General features: G+C 68.3%; 20 protein-coding genes. 11 read left to right on the top strand and 9 right to left on the bottom strand.

Features of this window, described 5'->3' with window-relative positions; genetic code table 11:
* Window positions 1-11: 11 nt before the first annotated feature.
* Window positions 12-419 (top strand): flagellar export protein FliJ, encoded by a 408-nt coding sequence (gene fliJ, locus EU555_RS03830; RefSeq protein WP_135413134.1) that lies wholly within the window; start codon window positions 12-14, stop codon window positions 417-419.
* A 127-nt stretch (window positions 420-546) separates the two neighbouring features.
* On the opposite strand, the gene EU555_RS03825 is transcribed toward fliJ, so the two are convergent.
* Entirely contained in the window at window positions 547-1,164 is a 618-nt protein-coding gene (locus EU555_RS03825) for a GNAT family N-acetyltransferase (RefSeq protein WP_245524126.1), read from the bottom strand.
* A 184-nt stretch (window positions 1,165-1,348) separates the two neighbouring features.
* Between EU555_RS03825 and EU555_RS03820 the strand changes: the two genes are divergently transcribed.
* From EU555_RS03820 to EU555_RS03805, 4 genes are all read left to right on the top strand, one after another.
* Window positions 1,349-2,236, top strand: a complete 888-nt coding sequence (locus tag EU555_RS03820; RefSeq protein ID WP_135413132.1) for an alpha/beta hydrolase — start codon at window positions 1,349-1,351, stop codon at window positions 2,234-2,236.
* 163 nt (window positions 2,237-2,399) lie between these two features.
* Window positions 2,400-3,476, top strand: a complete 1,077-nt coding sequence (locus EU555_RS03815; protein WP_135413131.1) for a lysylphosphatidylglycerol synthase domain-containing protein — start codon at window positions 2,400-2,402, stop codon at window positions 3,474-3,476.
* Window positions 3,473-4,318, top strand: coding sequence for a class I SAM-dependent methyltransferase (locus EU555_RS03810; protein WP_135413129.1), 846 nt, complete (start codon window positions 3,473-3,475; stop codon window positions 4,316-4,318). The genes EU555_RS03815 and EU555_RS03810 overlap by 4 nt, the downstream gene beginning before the upstream one ends.
* Before the next feature lie 118 nt (window positions 4,319-4,436).
* Entirely contained in the window at window positions 4,437-4,769 is a 333-nt protein-coding gene (locus tag EU555_RS03805) for a hypothetical protein (protein WP_135413127.1), read from the top strand.
* A gap of 16 nt (window positions 4,770-4,785) precedes the next feature.
* Here EU555_RS03805 and EU555_RS03800 read toward each other — a convergent pair whose 3' ends face one another.
* The 5 genes from EU555_RS03800 to EU555_RS03780 form a co-directional block, all read right to left on the bottom strand.
* A complete protein-coding gene (locus EU555_RS03800; protein WP_135413125.1) occupies window positions 4,786-5,253 on the bottom strand; it encodes a GyrI-like domain-containing protein in 468 nt (155 codons plus the stop codon).
* A gap of 270 nt (window positions 5,254-5,523) precedes the next feature.
* Window positions 5,524-5,790 (bottom strand): hypothetical protein, encoded by a 267-nt coding sequence (locus EU555_RS03795; RefSeq protein ID WP_135413123.1) that lies wholly within the window; start codon window positions 5,788-5,790, stop codon window positions 5,524-5,526.
* A 95-nt stretch (window positions 5,791-5,885) separates the two neighbouring features.
* Window positions 5,886-6,725 (bottom strand): hypothetical protein, encoded by an 840-nt coding sequence (locus EU555_RS03790; protein WP_135413121.1) that lies wholly within the window; start codon window positions 6,723-6,725, stop codon window positions 5,886-5,888.
* 409 nt (window positions 6,726-7,134) lie between these two features.
* Window positions 7,135-7,521, bottom strand: a complete 387-nt coding sequence (locus EU555_RS03785) for a phasin (protein ID WP_135413119.1) — start codon at window positions 7,519-7,521, stop codon at window positions 7,135-7,137.
* Between the two features lie 115 nt (window positions 7,522-7,636).
* Window positions 7,637-8,905, bottom strand: coding sequence for a vWA domain-containing protein (locus EU555_RS03780; protein WP_135413117.1), 1,269 nt, complete (start codon window positions 8,903-8,905; stop codon window positions 7,637-7,639).
* Between the two features lie 255 nt (window positions 8,906-9,160).
* Between EU555_RS03780 and EU555_RS03775 the strand changes: the two genes are divergently transcribed.
* On the top strand, window positions 9,161-9,568 hold the full coding sequence (locus EU555_RS03775) for a hypothetical protein (protein ID WP_135413116.1): 408 nt from the start codon (window positions 9,161-9,163) through the stop codon (window positions 9,566-9,568).
* Window positions 9,569-9,610: 42 nt separating this feature from the next.
* On the opposite strand, the gene EU555_RS03770 is transcribed toward EU555_RS03775, so the two are convergent.
* From EU555_RS03770 to EU555_RS03760, 3 genes are all read right to left on the bottom strand, one after another.
* The gene (locus tag EU555_RS03770; RefSeq protein WP_135413114.1) at window positions 9,611-9,967 is read right to left on the bottom strand and encodes a hypothetical protein; all 357 of its coding nucleotides are present in this window, start codon (window positions 9,965-9,967) and stop codon (window positions 9,611-9,613) included.
* A gap of 236 nt (window positions 9,968-10,203) precedes the next feature.
* A complete protein-coding gene (locus EU555_RS03765; RefSeq protein ID WP_135413112.1) occupies window positions 10,204-11,088 on the bottom strand; it encodes an HpcH/HpaI aldolase/citrate lyase family protein in 885 nt (294 codons plus the stop codon).
* A gap of 142 nt (window positions 11,089-11,230) precedes the next feature.
* Entirely contained in the window at window positions 11,231-12,121 is an 891-nt protein-coding gene (locus EU555_RS03760) for an N-formylglutamate amidohydrolase (protein ID WP_135413111.1), read from the bottom strand.
* A 219-nt stretch (window positions 12,122-12,340) separates the two neighbouring features.
* Between EU555_RS03760 and cpdR the strand changes: the two genes are divergently transcribed.
* From cpdR to EU555_RS03735, 5 genes are all read left to right on the top strand, one after another.
* A complete protein-coding gene (cpdR, locus tag EU555_RS03755; RefSeq protein ID WP_048427828.1) occupies window positions 12,341-12,697 on the top strand; it encodes a cell cycle two-component system response regulator CpdR in 357 nt (118 codons plus the stop codon).
* 121 nt (window positions 12,698-12,818) lie between these two features.
* A complete protein-coding gene (grxC, locus tag EU555_RS03750) occupies window positions 12,819-13,076 on the top strand; it encodes a glutaredoxin 3 (protein WP_135413110.1) in 258 nt (85 codons plus the stop codon).
* A gap of 74 nt (window positions 13,077-13,150) precedes the next feature.
* A complete protein-coding gene (locus EU555_RS03745) occupies window positions 13,151-13,990 on the top strand; it encodes a carbon-nitrogen hydrolase family protein (protein WP_135413109.1) in 840 nt (279 codons plus the stop codon).
* A gap of 107 nt (window positions 13,991-14,097) precedes the next feature.
* Window positions 14,098-14,562, top strand: a complete 465-nt coding sequence (locus EU555_RS03740; protein ID WP_135413108.1) for a DUF1178 family protein — start codon at window positions 14,098-14,100, stop codon at window positions 14,560-14,562.
* Window positions 14,563-15,514: 952 nt separating this feature from the next.
* Window positions 15,515-15,802, top strand: coding sequence for a hypothetical protein (locus EU555_RS03735; protein ID WP_135413107.1), 288 nt, complete (start codon window positions 15,515-15,517; stop codon window positions 15,800-15,802).
* The last annotated feature ends 462 nt before the right edge of the window (window positions 15,803-16,264 follow it).

Raw genomic sequence — 16,264 nt, 5'->3', positions numbered from 1 at the left:
GTGGAGTAACAATGAAGTCGCGGGACACGCTCATCCGGCTGCGCCGCTTCCAGGCCGACGAGAAGCGCCGCAAAGTCGCGCAAATCGAGGCGATGATCGCCGATTTCGCCCGCATGGCCGCCGATCTCGACCGCGAGATCGGCCAGGAGGAGCAGCGGGCCGGGATCTCCGATCCGGCCCACTTCGCCTATCCGACCTATGCCCGCGCGGCCGCCCAGCGGCGCGACAACATCCGCCGCTCCGCCGAGGACCTCGACGCCCAGCTCGCCGAGGCCAAGGCGGCGCTGGCCGAGGCCTTCGAGGAGCTCAAGAAGGTCGAGATCCTCGACGACCGCGAGCGCACGAGCGAGAAGGCGGCCGAGACCGCCCGCGACCAAGCCGCCATGGACGCGATCGGGCTCGGGCGCGCCCGGGCCTGACCCGTCATAAGAAATTCGATTGATCGCGTCGCGATGCGGATTTCGGGGCCGCTCAGGCATGCGGAGCGAAGCTCCGCCGTCGCGGGCTGGTGAGACAGGATCCGGACGTGATCGTCCGGATCCTGTCTCACTCCCCCAGGAGCGGGATCTGCCCGGCCGCGTCGCGGGGCAGGTCGCCGGTCAGCCGCGGATCCGGCGCGACCTCGATCGCCCGCGCGTAAGGGCGGAAGCCCGAGCGCCGGTAGAAGTCGATCGCGCCCGGATGGTCGAAGGTGCAGGTATGCACCCAGAACCGCCCGATCGGGCGGGCGAAGGCCCGGCGCAGCGCCTCCTCCATCAACCGCCGACCGACGCCCCGGCCGACCGCCTCCGGGACGAGCCCGAAATAGACCAGCTCCGCCTCGCCCGGCTGACGCCAGTCGAGCTCGAGGAGTCCGACGTCGCGCCCGTCCTCGACGAGCGCCAGCGCCTCCACGTCCGGATCGCCCAGGATCGCGCAGAGCGCAGCGTCGGTCAGGCCGGCACGGCCGAACCACAGCCACGGCAGGCCGACGGCGCGGTAGAGCGCCCGGTAGCGGACCAGGTCCGGGCCGATCGGCGCGAGGGCCAGGGGCTCCCGCCGCGGCCCCGGGGGAGGGGGCTCCCGCATCTCCAGATACGTCACCACCGTGGCGACGTGGGTCGGCGGGACCGCGGTGATGCCGTCGAGGCACAGGCGGGGTCCGTCGGTCGAGTGGTCGCTCACGGCGAAAGGCGTCTCCTGGCGGGGCGGGACGCCGCGAGGGGGCCGGCCCGTTTCCCCATTGTCAAGCTTTGTCGCGCGATACTGGTTCGCAGGCAGCTTTTCGTCGTCCGGGCGACTGGGCGGACGGGGCTTGTCCTTTACATACCCGACGGGCCGCCCGCCGAGACCGCTGAGGGGCACGAGCATGCACGACGCACACGCGCGGGACCGGCGCCGCTTCACCGTCGTCACCGAACCGCGCGCCCGGCTGTCGCGCCGGATGCTCGAGCGCCGCGGTGGGCCGGCCCTCGAATGGATCGAGGCCGAGCCGGCCGGCGAGCCCCGCGGCGCGCCGCTCCTCTTCGTGCACGGCGCCTTCGGGGGCGCCTGGATGTTCGAGGAGATCTTCCTGCCCCACCTCGCCCGGCGCGGCCGCCGCGCCGCCGCCGTGAGCCTGCGCGGCCACGGCCGCAGCGCCGGCGGGCGGGATCTTCGCGCCGCCTCCCTCACCGATTACGCCGCCGACCTGCGCCTGGCCGTGTCGCAGTGGCGCGAGCCGCCGGTGCTGGTCGGGCATTCCCTCGGCGGCCTGCTCGCGCAGCGCCTTCTCGGCCGGGTGCCGCTGCGCGGCCTCGTGCTGATGGCTTCGCTGCCGCCGGAGGGCCTCGGCATGGTCGGCCCGCGCATCGCGATGACCGATGCGGGGTTCTGGGTCGAGGCGCTGGCCGGCTCGCTGCTGCCCGGGCGCGAGCCCGCGGTGGCGCTCGCCCGGCACTGGCTGTTCTCCGAAGGACTGCCGCTGGAGCGGGCGCAGGCCTACGCCGCCCGGATGTCGGCAGAGAGCCCGGTGGCGCTCGCCGAGGCGCACTGGCCGAACCTGCCGCTGTCGGCGGCCTTCGCGGGCGTGCCGACCCTGGTGCTGGGCGGCGCCGACGACCGCATGATCTGGCCGGCGACGACGTGGCGCACCGCGCTCTATCACGGCGCCGAGCACCGCACGGTGCCGGGCATCGCCCACTTCCTGCAGCTCGATCTCGGCTCCGAGGGCGTCGCCCGCCTCATCCTCGACTGGCTCGAGTCCCGGGGCGCCTGAGGGCGCCCGCCGGCGGCCGGACGGAACGGCATACGCCCCCGGCCGGCACGAAACCGTCACGATCCCATGAAAGGAGGGGGCCCGCCGGCGCGGCGCCGTCCTTGCGGTTGGCCGCAGGGTCGGGCAGAAGCGCGCGCGAGAATGGGGACGCGACGAGACCGCGATGAAGAAGATCAAAGATTTCATCTGGCCGGTCATCGGCCTCGGGGCCGTCGTGGTGTCGGTCTACCTGCTGTGGCACCTGCTGAAGGGCCTGTCCTTCGCCGACGTGAAGGCGAGCCTCGCGGCGATCCCGCCGCACCGCTACGCCCTGGCGGTGCTCTCGACCCTGGTCGCCTACGGGGCGCTGGCCTGGTACGACCGGATCGCGCTGCTGCATCTCGGGGTGAAGGGCATCTCCTGGCTCTTCGTCTCGGTCTGCTCCTTCACCACCTACGCGCTGTCGCACAACATCGGCGCCTCGGTTTTCTCCGGCGCCGTGGTGCGCTACCGCGCCTACACGTCGAAGGGCCTCTCGCCCGCTCAGGTGGCGGTGCTGGTGGCGCTCTGCTCCTTCACCTTCGGCCTCGGCACCGCCTTCCTCGGCGGCCTCGTGCTGGTGCTCGAGCCCGAGCTGCTGCAGCGCGTGGCGAGCCTGCTGCCGGCGGTGCTCGCGAGCCCGACCACCGCCCGCCTCGTCGGCTTCGGCCTGCTCGGCTTCGTGGCGCTCTACGTCATCGGCTCGATCCTGCACTTCCGGCCGATGCACATCCGCTCGTTCAAGATCGAGTATCCCCGCCCCAACATCATGGGCCGGCAATTGATCGCCGCGCCGCTCGAGCTGCTGGGTGCCGCCGGCATCATCTACTTCGCCCTGCCGGAAGCCGGGAACCCGGGCTTCCTCGTGGTGCTCGCCGTGTTCCTCGCCTCGTTCTCGGTGGCGCTGGTCTCCAACGCGCCGGGCGGCATCGGGGTGTTCGAGCTCGTCTTCATCACGGCGATGCCCGACCTGCCGAAGACCGACGTGCTCGCCGCCGTGCTGATCTTCCGCCTGTTCTATCTTTTGGTGCCCTTCGCCCTGGCAATCGGCGTGGTGCTGCTGTTCGAGCGCGGCCGCCTCGCGGAGGCCCTGCGCAACAAGGCGACGTCGCCCGCCCACTCCCCCAATCATGTGCCGCCGCCGCCGGTCGACGGCCCCGGCATCACCCCGGACCTGCGCGAGGTCCAGGCGCGCGACATGCAGGTGCGCAAGGCGGTATGACCCGCGCCCGCCTGCGCCGCGCCGGGCTCGGTCTCAGCACCCTGCTCGGCTTGCCGACGGGCGGCTTCCTGATCCCGTACCGACACGCCGGTGCGGCACGGGCGGAGGGCTACCCGGCCCTCCGCCCGCTGTTTTCCGCGGCCGAGCCGGAATTCCGGGCGGTCCTGGCGGCGATCGAGGCGCACGGCCCCGACCTCGCCCGCATCGCGGCCGGCGGCCCGGGCCTCGTCGGCGCCCGACCGGCGCGCTTCACCCAGGACTGGTTCCCTCGCCTCGACGCGGCCGCCGCCTACGTCCTGGTGCGGCGGGAGCGGCCGGCCCGCATCGTCGAGATCGGCTCGGGCCACTCCACGCGCTTCCTCGCCCAAGCCGTCCGCGACGGCGGCCTCTCGACCGCGATCACCTGCATCGACCCTTCGCCCCGCGCGCCCCTCGATGGCCTCGGCCTGCGCCACGAGGCACGGCTGTTCGGGCCCGGGGATGCCGAGGCCGCGGCGTCGCTCTCTCCCGGCGACCTGCTGTTCATCGATTCGAGCCATGTCGCGATGCCGGGCACCGATGTCGACCGGCTGCTGCTCGACGTGCTGCCGCGGCTGCGTTCCGGCGTGCTGGTGCACCTGCACGACGTGTTCCTGCCCGACGCCTACCCGGACGCATGGGCCTGGCGCGGCTACAACGAGCAGCTGATGGTCGGCGCGCTGTTGCAGGGCGGCGCCTACGCGCCGCTCTTCGCCAGCCGCTACGTCGCGGTTCGGACCGGTTGGCCGATGGAGGGCATCCTCTCGCGCCTGCCCCTTCCGGAGGGTGCTTTCGAGACCAGCCTCTGGCTGCGCAAGCGCTGAAAAATCCGCGCGTATCCATCGAATGCCACCGATCCGCTTAAGCGGCGGATCAAGACCGGCAGGCGATCCTCATCCGGCGCCCGACCGCTGGGGGCGGCGGGAAAGAGGGACGACCGCGATGCGTGCAGGTCTGGTGTTCGGGCTGGCCGCCCTGGGGGCTCTGGCGGTCTCGGCGCCCGCGGAGGCGAAGGGGCGGCGCGGCGGCTTCTTCTTCATCAGCCACAGCCATGCGGCTCCCGCAGCCCCCAAACCCGTGGACCGGGCTCCGGCCGAGCAGCCCCGGATCCGTACGGCGGCGGCCGAGGCGCCGGAGCCGATGACCACCGGCACCGCCACGCCGGCGCCGCGGCGCGAGGCCGTCCCGGCTCCGGCGCCCGCGCCGGTTCCGGCCAAGCCCTGGTGCACCGGCCGGGTGTTCGGCTCGGGCGCCGGCTTCTGCGCCATCAACTGATCAGGGTGCCCGGCGCTCAGCGCGCCGCGAGCAGGGCGTAGAGATCGGTCACCGGCACGGATGGATCGCCGTAGGTCTCCCAGTTCAGGCCGACCGGCGCATGGCCATGCTCCACGACCCAGTCGGCCAGGACGCGCCAAGCCTGAGGGAGATGCGCGTAGGGCCCGGCGAGGCGCAGATGTGCCGCGCGGCCGCCGGGGATCTCCTGCAGGGTCACGCCGCCGGTCGCCCGGAAACCCCCGGCGATGATCGCCCCTGCGGCGATGCGGATGCGCTCGCCCGTGGGCGGGAGGGAGAAGGTGATCTCGGGCCCGGCCTTCCCGACGCCCTGTGCGGCGAGCGCCGCATCGACCCGCGCGCGGGCCTCGCGCTGGAAGCGCGGGATCGCGGCGAAGGTCGTCTCGCCCCACTCGACGGCGGTGACGCACGGCGACACCAGCACGATCTCGGGTTCACCGATGCCGCTCACGGCCGAATCCGGCATGCCGTCCTCCCAGATCCCTCGCCAGATCCCCCGCGCAGGATCGCCCGATGCACCGATGCGGAGCGGGCCTTCCGCGCATCGGTCATCAGCCTACCGCCGGCCGCGGTCGATGGACAGGGCAGGTGCGTCCGTCGTCGGCGGTGATCCGGTCTGCGGGACATGACGAGGCCGGCGTCGGGTCCCCTCATGGCCTCGCGGATCCGCCCAGGCCGTCGGGTGCTGGCGGCGCCGGACCGGTGACCGGAGGCGGTCTCGCGAGACGATCGGCCCTCAATGCCCGCTGGGCTGCACCGGCCCGGAGAGGCGCTCGACGTTGTTGCGGACGTGCTCGCGGTAGCGGTCGATCACGGCTTCCGGGGTGCCGCCGCCGAGCAGGGTGCCGGTCGCCTCGAGGGCCGCGCCGATCTTCTCGCTCACCATGCGCTGAGCCTCGATCTGCCCGGCGACGCCCCCCCAGGCGAGCTTGAACAGCCGCAGCTCAATGACCTTCTGGGACTCCATGGCGAGCATCGCCGTCGCGTACCAAGCGTCCAACATCCGTGTCTCCTTCTGCGTGTGCGGGTCGCGGGCAGGCCGCGGCGCGCGCTTGACCTGGTGGCCGGCACCGGGTCCGATGCCGGCCGGAGACCGCGTCAGGCGGCGCGGGCCCGGGGCGGCGTGAAGGCGCGCAACCGCCCCATCTGGCGGGCAAGGTCGGTCCAGCAGGCGAGGGCGGCATCGAGCGCCCGGCTCATCTCGGCGGCCTGCAACTGTGCGAGGTCCCCCGGGGAGCGGGCCGCCAGCGCGGCCATCCAGAAGACCAGGGCGGCCTGGCCCTCGCCTTGCAGGAAGGCGACCAGGCGGCCGTTGATCTCGATGAAGCCCTGCATGGCGGCGAGCGGGACCTCCCCCCGGTCGGTCGCCGCGGATCGCTCCGGCGCGGCCGGCGCCGGCGCATGGGCGGTCTCCGCTGCCTCGGCGAGGGGTTCGACGACCGGCGGCTCCTCTGCCTGATCCTGCCCCGCGAGGGTCTCGGCAGCGTCGTCGGGAGCGGCCTCGTGGCTGGAGGCTTCCTGCTCGGCAGCGTCTCGGCCGGTCGGCTCGTGTCCGGCGACCGCCTCGACCGGAACGGAAGCCTCGACGACGGGCTCCTGCGTCACGATGTCCCCGACCGCGAGCGCGGCCGGCTCCGCACCGCCGTCGATCGTCTCGTCGACGGCCGCATCCTCCGAGGCCTCGACCTCCGGGACCTCCACGGCCTCGGCGGTCACTGCGGTGGTCTGCGGTGCGGCGAGGGTCTCGGTGCCGGCCTCCTGCTCGGGCTCGGACGCGGTCCCGCCGGACGTGATCTCGTCGGTCTTGGGCTCGTCGGACTTGATTTCGTCGGACTTGATCTCGTCGGACTTGGCGTGACCGTCCGTCCGCGCGGCCGCCCGGACGGGGGCGCGGCGATTCGGCGGCTTGCGGGTCTTGTCGGTGCGGCGCGTGGTCATGGCTCGGCCTCCTCGGATAGGCGGGCGCCGCGTCCCTGGCGCGGCGACCGGCAGGCGCGCGGCCCCCACCCGATGCGGGGGCCAACGCGCGGAGCCGGCGCGCCGGCAGGCTCGTCCGGGGCACCGGCATGTCGGCGCGGGCGTTGCCGCGCGGCCATCCGCGGCGCGACCTGGCGCGCCGCCATCTCATTCGCGTCAGGGGCGGGATGCTGCCCCAGGGGCCAGCTCCGAATGGGCCAGCTCCGCATGGGCCGTATCCTTACGGCCGATGCCCGCATCGGCCCGGCATTCCGGGCCGGGCTCCCCCGACCACCCGGCCGCCATCGGATCGAGGCCCGGAACGCTTCGGGTCCGGGTGTCCGAACCCCGGCCCGGATCCACGCCTTGTCGCTTGGGCCTTATCTGTCGTTCAGGCCTTGTCCTGGGCCTTGTTGAGGTCGGCCTTGATCGACTCCGACAGGGTGGCGAACTCCTTCGCCTGGCTCTGCAGCGCGCTCATCTGGTTGCGCATGTACTCGCCCTGCAGCTCGAGCGCCTCCTTGACATCGCGGGTGCGCACCAGTTTCTCGGCGAGGTCGAAGGTCGCCGTGGCGTGCTGCTCGGTGTAGTCGAAGCCGCGGGCCACGGCCGCGCCCATGCCGGTCTGCGAGGTGTTGGTCGAGGTCTGCACGGTCTCGGCGAGCTTGCGGGCCGAGCCCAGGAAGGTGCCGAATGCCGTGCGGACGGTCTGGACGCCCTTCTCGGCGAAGTCGCGCATCTCGGCCGGGATCTCGAAGGGCTTCTGGGTGCTGCTCATGGTCGTTCCCTCTGGCAGTCGCTAAGCGCGCCGCCCGGGCGGATTGTGCGACGCAGCAAATACGATGCTGCAACGCAGCGCGAGTGTCAACGGGGTCGCGTCCCCGCGGCCGCGCCTACTGCGTGAGCCGGAACTGGGCGATCGAGCTGCCGATGCTCTGGAACGCCGGCTTGAGGTCGTCGGCCGTGATGACGTTGTAGAAGAACCCATCCTTGGTCGCGCAGGATCTCAGCACGTTGGTGTTCCCGTCGATCACCCGCACCGTATAGATGATGATGCCGGCATTCTTGGCCGCGCTGCAGGCCGAGAGGGTGCGGGCGTCGATGACACTGCCATCGACGCAGGGTGGATTGCTGAAGTAGTCGGAGAAGAAGTTGCCGGTGCAGGCCTTGTTCCAGCGGTTCTCGGTGTTCAGACCGTCGGTCAGCACGATCATGATCTTGGTGACGCGGTCATTCGAGAGGCTGGTCGCGCTGAGCGGGCCATAGGGCGTGAGCGCCTCCATGCCCCAGGCGACCCCGATCGTGACGTTGGTGTTTCCGCCCGCACTCATGCCGTCGATGGCGGCGCTCAGCGCGGCATAATCTGTACCGAGCGGGCGGATCGCGCTCAGCGTCGGCTTGCCGTTCAGGATCGAGTCGCAACCGTCCGCCGGGTAGGCGCCGGCGCCGGTGGGCTCGGCATTCGGGATCTGCACGTCGTAGGGCTGGTCGCGGTCGGCGATGCAGCCCTTCCAGCTCGTGCTGCTGACGGTGCCGAGCTTGCCGAAGGAGAGCCAGCCCGCACTGGTGGTCCCGGTGCCGAGATTGACCTGGGTCGAGAACGGGACCAGCGCGACCTTGGCGTCGGATCGGCTCACCACGACCTTGTCGAGATAGGTCAGGAAATCCTTCGCCGCCTGCTTGAGGGCCGGGAGCTTGCCGGACTCGTTCATCGAGCCGGTATTGTCGAGCACCAGCGCGATCTCGACCGCCTTGCCGCCGGACGTCGCCTGCGAGGTGCCGCTGACCTCGATCGGAGCCGGATGCATGAGGCGCCCGAGGGTCATGTCCACCTGGGCGGTGGCGGTGACCGTCACCTGGGTGCCGGCCCGGGCCGGCACGAAGCGCGTCACGGTCACGCCGTGCTGGGCCGGGAAGCCCGCGTCGAAATAGGCGCGGGCGCGGGCCTGGAAGGCCGCATCGGTGGTGAGGGTCGGGGCCTCGCGGATCACCGCCAGCGCCGCCGCGTCGGTGGCGGCCTGGATCTTCGCCCTGACCCCGGCGCCCCGGGCATAATCGACCCCGGCACCGACCAGGAACGTCACCGGGATCATCGCGAGCGCCATGATCACCGCGACGCCGCCGCGGCGGTCGGAGTGGAAGCGCACGAACGGCCGCTTCATCGAAGACGCGCCCCCCTGGTGCTCTCAGGTTGCTCTCACGGCAAGAGCTAACAACCGGGGGTTAAGCGTTCGGGACCGCGATGCCGTGGTATCCGGGCATGCTGGTGACGTTTCGTTAAGGTTTCGGCGAAGCGAATCGCAGCAAGGTCACGTTAACGAAGACCGGTCATAGTCCGTGGACAGTCGTGTTCCCGGCTCGGGGACATTCTCAACCGCGTTGCCGCGGCCCCACCCGTCCTGCGACGAGGACTGCCGATGCGTCCCCTGCGTTTCCGCCCCAACCCCGCCGCCCTGATGGCCGGCATCCTCGGCCTCGGCGCCCTCTCGGGCTGGGGGGCGTACGGCGTCTCCGCCTCGGGCAAGGGCGCGCTCCGGGCCCAGCTCGCCGAGACCGAGGGCCAGCGCGACGCCCTCGCGGCGCGCTTCAAGCAGTTCCAGGACGTCGAGGCCGAGCTGCGCGACCGCCAGGCCAAGATCGCGGCGGCGCGGGACGAGATTGCCCAGCTCGGCGCGACCCGCGACAAGGCGAAGGCGCAGCTCGCCGCCACGCAGCGCGACCTCGCCTCCCTGACCAAGCGCCTCGACCAGGCCAAGGACAAGGTGAACCAGACCGGCAGCATCACGCCGGCGGCGGCCGAGCCGGCCAAGAAGCCGGCGCGCTGACGCGAGACCTCGGTCGGACGGACGCCCGCGCCGCGACGGGTCTCAGGCCGGCAGGCGGTCCCGTTCCCGGGCGAGCGCCCGCGGGTGCTGCAGCGCCGTCTCGGCCTCCGGGCGGGAGAGGCACTCGACCAGGGCGGCCCAGCGCATGCCGACCTCGTGCCCGAGGGTGAGGCGGCCCGCCTCGTCGTAGCGGCGCCAGCCGCAGCGCGGCTCGCCGTCCGCCCCGACCTCGTCGTAGGTCTCGTAGCGGGCGACCAGGCGGTCGGCCGGGTCGAATTCCTGGTGGAACCAGCAGATCCCGAACACCCGGCCGCCGCGGCCGAGCATGCCGGCGCTCTCAAGCCGGTGCTCGCCGGGGATGCGGAAGATGGTCTCGAAGGCGGGGGGCGCGCAGGGCATCAGGACCTCCGTCGCGTGGCTGTCGAGGGAGCAGCGCCGAGAAGCCTGAGGGCGCCAAGTCGAGTTCGACGTCCTGGTCGGGGGACGCCGGCCCCGGCGAAGGCGCGGCTCCGGTTGCGTCCCCGCAGATCGTCCGTCACTTTCTGTTAAACAATTTGTGCGCCGCAACCATCCGGGGGTCAAGCCCGGATGGTTTGCGTATCCCGCGGCATCCCGGCCCGCCCGCGCGGCCCGCTCTACTGTCCCCTCGCCGCGATGGTCTCGGCCCAGGCGACGGCGCGGCGGGCCATCGGGATGTGCTGGCGCTCGAACATCCGCCCGTTGATCTGGATCGCGCCGCGCTTCGCGTTTTCGGGCCGCTCGAAGGCCTCGATCACCGTGCGGGCGACCGCCACCTCGTCCTCCGTCGGCGCGAAGGCGGTGTTGGCGAGCGCGACCTGGCTCGGATGGATCAGCGTCTTGCCGTCGAAGCCGAGGATGCGGGCCTGGCGGCACTCCTCGCGGCAGCCCTCGAGGTCGGAGAAGTTGTTGTAGACGCCGTCCAGGATGGCCAGGCCCTCCGACCGGGCGGCGGCGAGCGCCGTCATCAGCCAGGGCATCATCGGGGCCCGGCCGGGCACGATCTGCGTCCAGGTGTCCTTGGCGAGGTCGTTGGTGCCGAGCACGAAGCAGGTCAGCCGCGTGCCCGGGTTGCGCCGCGCCGCCGCGATCGCCTGGATGTTGAGGATCGCCGCCGGCGTCTCGATCATCGCCCAGATCTTGATGCCGGGCGGGGCGTCGAGGGCCTCGAGCCGGTCGGCGATGTTCTCGAGCACCGCCGGGGAGGACACCTTCGGCATCAGGATCGCGTCGGGCTCGGCCTCGATCGCGGCGCGCAGGTCGGCCTCGCCCCAGGGCGTCTGCGGGGCGTTGACCCGGATGATCAGCTCGCGCTCGCCGTAGCCGCCCTGGCGCACCGCGGCGCAGACCTGGTCGCGCGCCACGTCCTTCGCGTCGGGAGCGACCGCGTCCTCGAGGTCGAGGATCAGGGCGTCGGCCGCCAGCGAGCGCGCCTTCTCGAGGGCACGCTGGTTCGAGCCCGGCATGTAGAGCACGCTGCGGCGCAGGCGGAGGTCGGTCATCGGGGGTTCCTCTACGTCGGCGGAACCTCCCGGCCGTTCTCGCCGGGACAACCGCCGGGGTGTCTCGCGAGCCCTGCTTAGCCGATCGGGACGGCCGCGCCAGCCTGGCGATCGTCGAGGGCTCAGCGACTCGGCGGCCCGTCTACTCGGCAGCGATGCGCCGGGGGCCGAGGTCGAGGGCGGCCTCGCCCAGAGCCGCCGCCACCGCCGTCAGGGTCCGGGACAGGGCCTCGAAGCCGGGCCGGGGCAGGAGCTTGCGCTCGTCCATGTAGAGGGCGCGGTTGACCTCGATCTGCAGGGCGTGGCGGCCGAGCGCCGGCTCGCCGTAATGCTCGGTGATGAAGCCGCCCGCATAGGGCTTGTTGCGCACCACCCTGAGCCCGTGGCCGCGGAACGCGGCCTCCGCGCAGTCGATCAGGTCCGGCGCGCAGGACGTGCCGAAGCGGTCGCCCAGCACCACGTCGACCGCGGGTCCCTCGTCGCGGGCGAGGCTCGTCGAGGGCATCGAGTGGCAGTCGATCAGCACAGCGTGGCCGAAGGCCCGGGCGGTGCGCGCCACCAGCTCCTTCAGGGTGCGGTGATAGGGCTTGTATAGCTCCTCGATGCGCGCGAGCGCCTCCTCGACCGGCAGGCGGCCGCGATAGATCTCCTGCCCGTCCGCCACGACCCGCGGCACCGTGCCGAGGCCGCCCGCCACCCGCATCGAGCGCACGTTGGCGAAGGCCGGCAGCCGCCCGTCGAACATCCGCGGGTCGAGCTCGTAGGGCTCGCGGTTCACGTCGAGATAGGCACGCGGGAACGAGGCCTGCATCAGCGGCGCGCCGAGCCCGACCACGGGCGCGTAGAGCCGGTCGACGAAGGCGTCCTCGGAGCGGCGCAACGCCACCGCGTCGAGCCGCGAGGCGGCAACGAAGGAGGCCGGGTAGACCGCGCCCGAATGGCCGGTGTTGAAGACGAACGGCAGGGTCTGCCGCTCCGGCTCGTCCACCCGGAAGGGCGGCGTGAACAGGCTGGCCGGAGAAGCTCGGCTCATCCGGCCGCCCGGGAAAGGGGGCCGGGGCTCGGGACGGGAGCGGGAGGCGGTCGCACCATCATCCGGCTAATCTGGCGCCCCGGCCTCGGCCTGTCCACTGGGAACGGCGGAGGTTGCCCCCCGGATCCGGGGATGCGGCGGGCGCGCATCAACACTCTGTTTACCAAGGCGCCGCTTTATGGAATGAACGCTTCGAATCGGTATCCGGGACTTTCGTTCATGAAGATCCTCCTCGCGGAAGACGACAACGACATGCGTCGCTTCCTCGCCAAGGCGCTCCAGAACGCGGGCTACGACGTGGCCTCGTTCGACAACGGGCTCTCGGCCTATAACCGCCTGCGCGAGGAGCCCTTCGAACTCCTCCTGACCGACATCGTGATGCCGGAGATGGACGGCATCGAGCTGGCGCGCCGCGCCACCGAGCTCGACCCGGACATCAAGGTGATGTTCATCACCGGTTTCGCGGCGGTGGCGCTCAACCCCGACTCGAAGGCCCCGAAGGACGCCAAGGTCCTGTCGAAGCCCTTCCACCTGCGCGAGCTGGTGACGGAGGTCGAGAAGCTGATGGCGGCCTGAGCGCCGCCGTCATAGCTGCTCTCTCATGCCTGCCCTCTCGTGGCCGCGCGAGGCCGCTCGCTGGCGGCGCGTCGCCCGGGCGCCTATATCGGCCGTCTGACTTCAGCGCGCGAGCCGACGGATGCAGCCGGTCACGATCTACACCACCAGCTGGTGCCCCTATTGCGCGGCGGCCAAGTCGCTGCTGCAGGAGAAGGGCGCCGCCTTCACCGAGATCGACGTCGAGGCCAAGGCCGGCGCCCGGCGCGAGATGGTCGAGAGGGCCGGCGGGCGCACCAGCGTGCCGCAGATCTTCGTCGGGCAGACCCATGTCGGCGGCTGCGACGACCTCTACGCCCTCGACCGCTCCGGCCGCCTCGATCCGCTGCTTGCCGGCTGATCCCGTGGCCGGCCTCTGGCGGCGCGGCACGGTTCCGGCGTAGTCTCCTCCGGGTCTTCCCGGAGGCCTTCCTCATGACCGCACCCCGCTTCGTCGCCGCCTGCGTGCAGATGCGCTCCGGCCGCGACCCCGCGCGCAACCGCGACGCCGCGGTGGCGGGCATCCGCGAGGCGGCGGAACGCGGCGCCCACTACGTGCAGACGCCCGAGATGACGTCGCTCCTGGAGCGCGACCGGGCGAGCCTGTTCGAGAAGATCCGCGAGCCGGAGCACGATGCGACCCTGGGCGCCCTGCGGGACGTCGCCCGCGAGCGCGGCGTGGTGGTCCATGTCGGGTCGCTCGCCGTGAGGAACGGCGACAAGGTCGCCAACCGGGCCTTCGTGATCGACCGCGAGGGCGCGATCGCGGCAGCCTACGACAAGCTTCACCTCTACGACGTCGACCTGCCGAACGGCGAGAGCTACCGCGAATCCGCCACCTACACGGGCGGCGCCCGGGGCGTCGTCACCGACCTGCCCTGGGGCCGCCTCGGCGTCGCGATCTGCTACGACGTGCGCTTCCCGGCGCTCTACCGGGCGCTCGCCGAAGCCGGGGCCGAGATCCTGTCGGCGCCCGCCGCCTTCACGCGGCAGACCGGCGAGGCGCATTGGCACGTGCTGCAGCGCGCCCGGGCGATCGAGACCGGCGCGTTCATGATCTCGGCCGCGCAGGGCGGCCGGCACGAGGACGGCCGCGAGACCTACGGCCACTCGCTCATCGTCGACCCCTGGGGCCGGGTGCTGGCCGAGGCGGACGGCGCGGAGCCCGGCATCGTCCTGGCCGAGATCGACATGGCCCTCGTGGCGGAGGCGCGCGCGCGCATCCCGGCCCTGCGCCACGCCCGGACCGTCACGGTCGAGGTGGCGCGGGCCTGACCGGACCGGGCCGAGGGCATCTCGGTGTCGAATTTCCGCCACAGGGCGCGGCTCTTGCGTCCGGACAGCCCTCGCAATCGCGCCTGGGCCCACCGATATCCCGCCTCATGATCCGCTACGCCCTGTCCTGCGATTCCGGCCACAGCTTCGAGAGCTGGTTCCCGTCGAGCGATTCCTACGACGAGCAGGTGCGGGCCGGTCTCGTGACCTGCCCGTTCTGCGACAGCGCGAAGGTCGCCAAGCAGATCATGGCGCCGTCGCTGGGCCGCACCGCGACCCTGGCAGCTCCGGTCGAGGCGCCGGCTTCCCCGCCCCCCGCCGAGGCGCCGGTGAGCCTCGTCTCCGAGCCCGAGCGGCACTTGCGCGCCATGCTGCGGGCCCTGCACGAGCACGTCGCCCGCACCGCCGACCATGTCGGCGAGAACTTCGCCACGGAAGCGCGGCGGATGCATTACGGGGAGATCGAGCACCGGGCGATCTACGGCGAGGCGAGCCTGACCGAGGCGCGCTCGCTGCTGGAGGAGGGGATCGCGGTGCAGCCGCTGCCGGTGCTGCCGGACGACCGGAACTGAAACGCAAACCTGATTTAGCGATAGTTTGCAACTCAACGACGATGCCATGCTTATGACGAGTGATTTTCCAAATAGAGAATTCATTGATCGATTTAAACAATTTTGTCTGTATATAAGTTTACACTGAGAACATTCTATGGAGAAGTATGATTATTGTCTTTTATCTTCCTTAATGTCTTGCTTGTCTGAATTGTAATTTTTCGTACTGATTTCTATTTTCTTTAAATATCACCCCGAGTCTTCATCACAATAGAAGTGTTAACTCTTTAATTTTGTTGCAAATTATGTCTCATATGTCTATCCTTGATCATGCTCGATAGATGGTCTCAGTATCGATCTTAATATATGCTAGGGATGGACAAAGAAATAATATTAGATTTGGGAAAAACATGGAAACAGCAAAAGAGATAGAACATATCGCAAAGTCAGTAGCACATGGTTTCTGTCCAGAAGATACGAGAGAGGTAGAACAGAGGTTAACAGTATTTTTTAATCGACTAAAATAAAAAACAACCTTGATATTTTTCAAATGTAATGAGTAAAATTAAGACCTTTATCCAGTCACTTTCTTCCAATAAATCATCAAAACGGCAAATATAGATCACTATAAGGAAGAATGATAAAGTTAGATATGTCATTATAGTTGATTTAGACTCGATAATTCCATCTTTAATCCCTCGAGAATGGAGTAGAAATGTGTGACGTAATGGTCAGTATTATATGTCTATCATTGAAGCAGTTTGCGCAAAAAAGTCGACATATTAGTGGTGCAGTCCTATCGTGTCCCGACGGTCCGTTTAACACTCACGTTGCTAAGACATTCGTTTTGTTTAACAATCAGAATCAAATAGACTGAGAGGGTAAGAAATTTTTCACGAAATTGGTTAGTTGAGCAGGGCTTTAGAGAAACATCAAGCAACAATCTAGCAAATGAAGAACACAGGAGAAAAAAATGGTGATTCTAAAGCACTTGAGCGACATAGAAATCATGAAACTTGTTGAATTAGCAAAATCGGATAATTTTTTTTGGAAAAACTTTAAAGACGAAGAACGGCGATGTATGTATGTTTATGATGTAAATGACGAAAATGCGGTCAGAATATTAGATCCGATTTCGATGACTCGCGAATTTCTTGCGGAAAGAAAAATCGACCATTCATACTGGCCGATGTCTCAACTTGTAATCGAGCTTCGTGGAGTGGCTAGGCAAGAAATCAAAGAGGAAAATTCAAATGTCTGATTTTATTTATGGTACCCAGTTTATTATGAAACCACGAAGTGGAGTTCTGCTTATAGATTATAATATATTAATTAACTTGAGCAAGATGGATCTCGCATCCTATAATCCAGCTGGCTATGATTAAATATACTTAATAAATCTAGTAGAACTTTAGTTGTTACACAAACAATATTAGATGAAGCAACTGCTAATATGACTTATGATGACAGTAAAAAGATTGATGATTGGGTAAAATCCGGAAATGTAGTAGTAGTTGATGATCCGTCATGGCCAAGATTTGCTGCTAGAACCAATAACGGCGAGTTATCAATCCAATAATATATTGCTAAATGTTCTTCTAGTGAAGACATCAGAATAATTACAGATGACAATCCATGGATGGATAATGGTATTCATTCTCATCCTCCCGCGCGCTACTATCCTGGAACAAGTGGACCTAATCTTCGGACCGACGAATAAAAA

Source organism: Methylobacterium nonmethylotrophicum (genome assembly GCF_004745635.1).
Lineage (GTDB): Bacteria > Pseudomonadota > Alphaproteobacteria > Rhizobiales > Beijerinckiaceae > Methylobacterium > Methylobacterium nonmethylotrophicum.
Note: the sequence above shows the minus strand (reverse complement) of the source record. Positions and strands in the feature narration are given on the sequence as shown.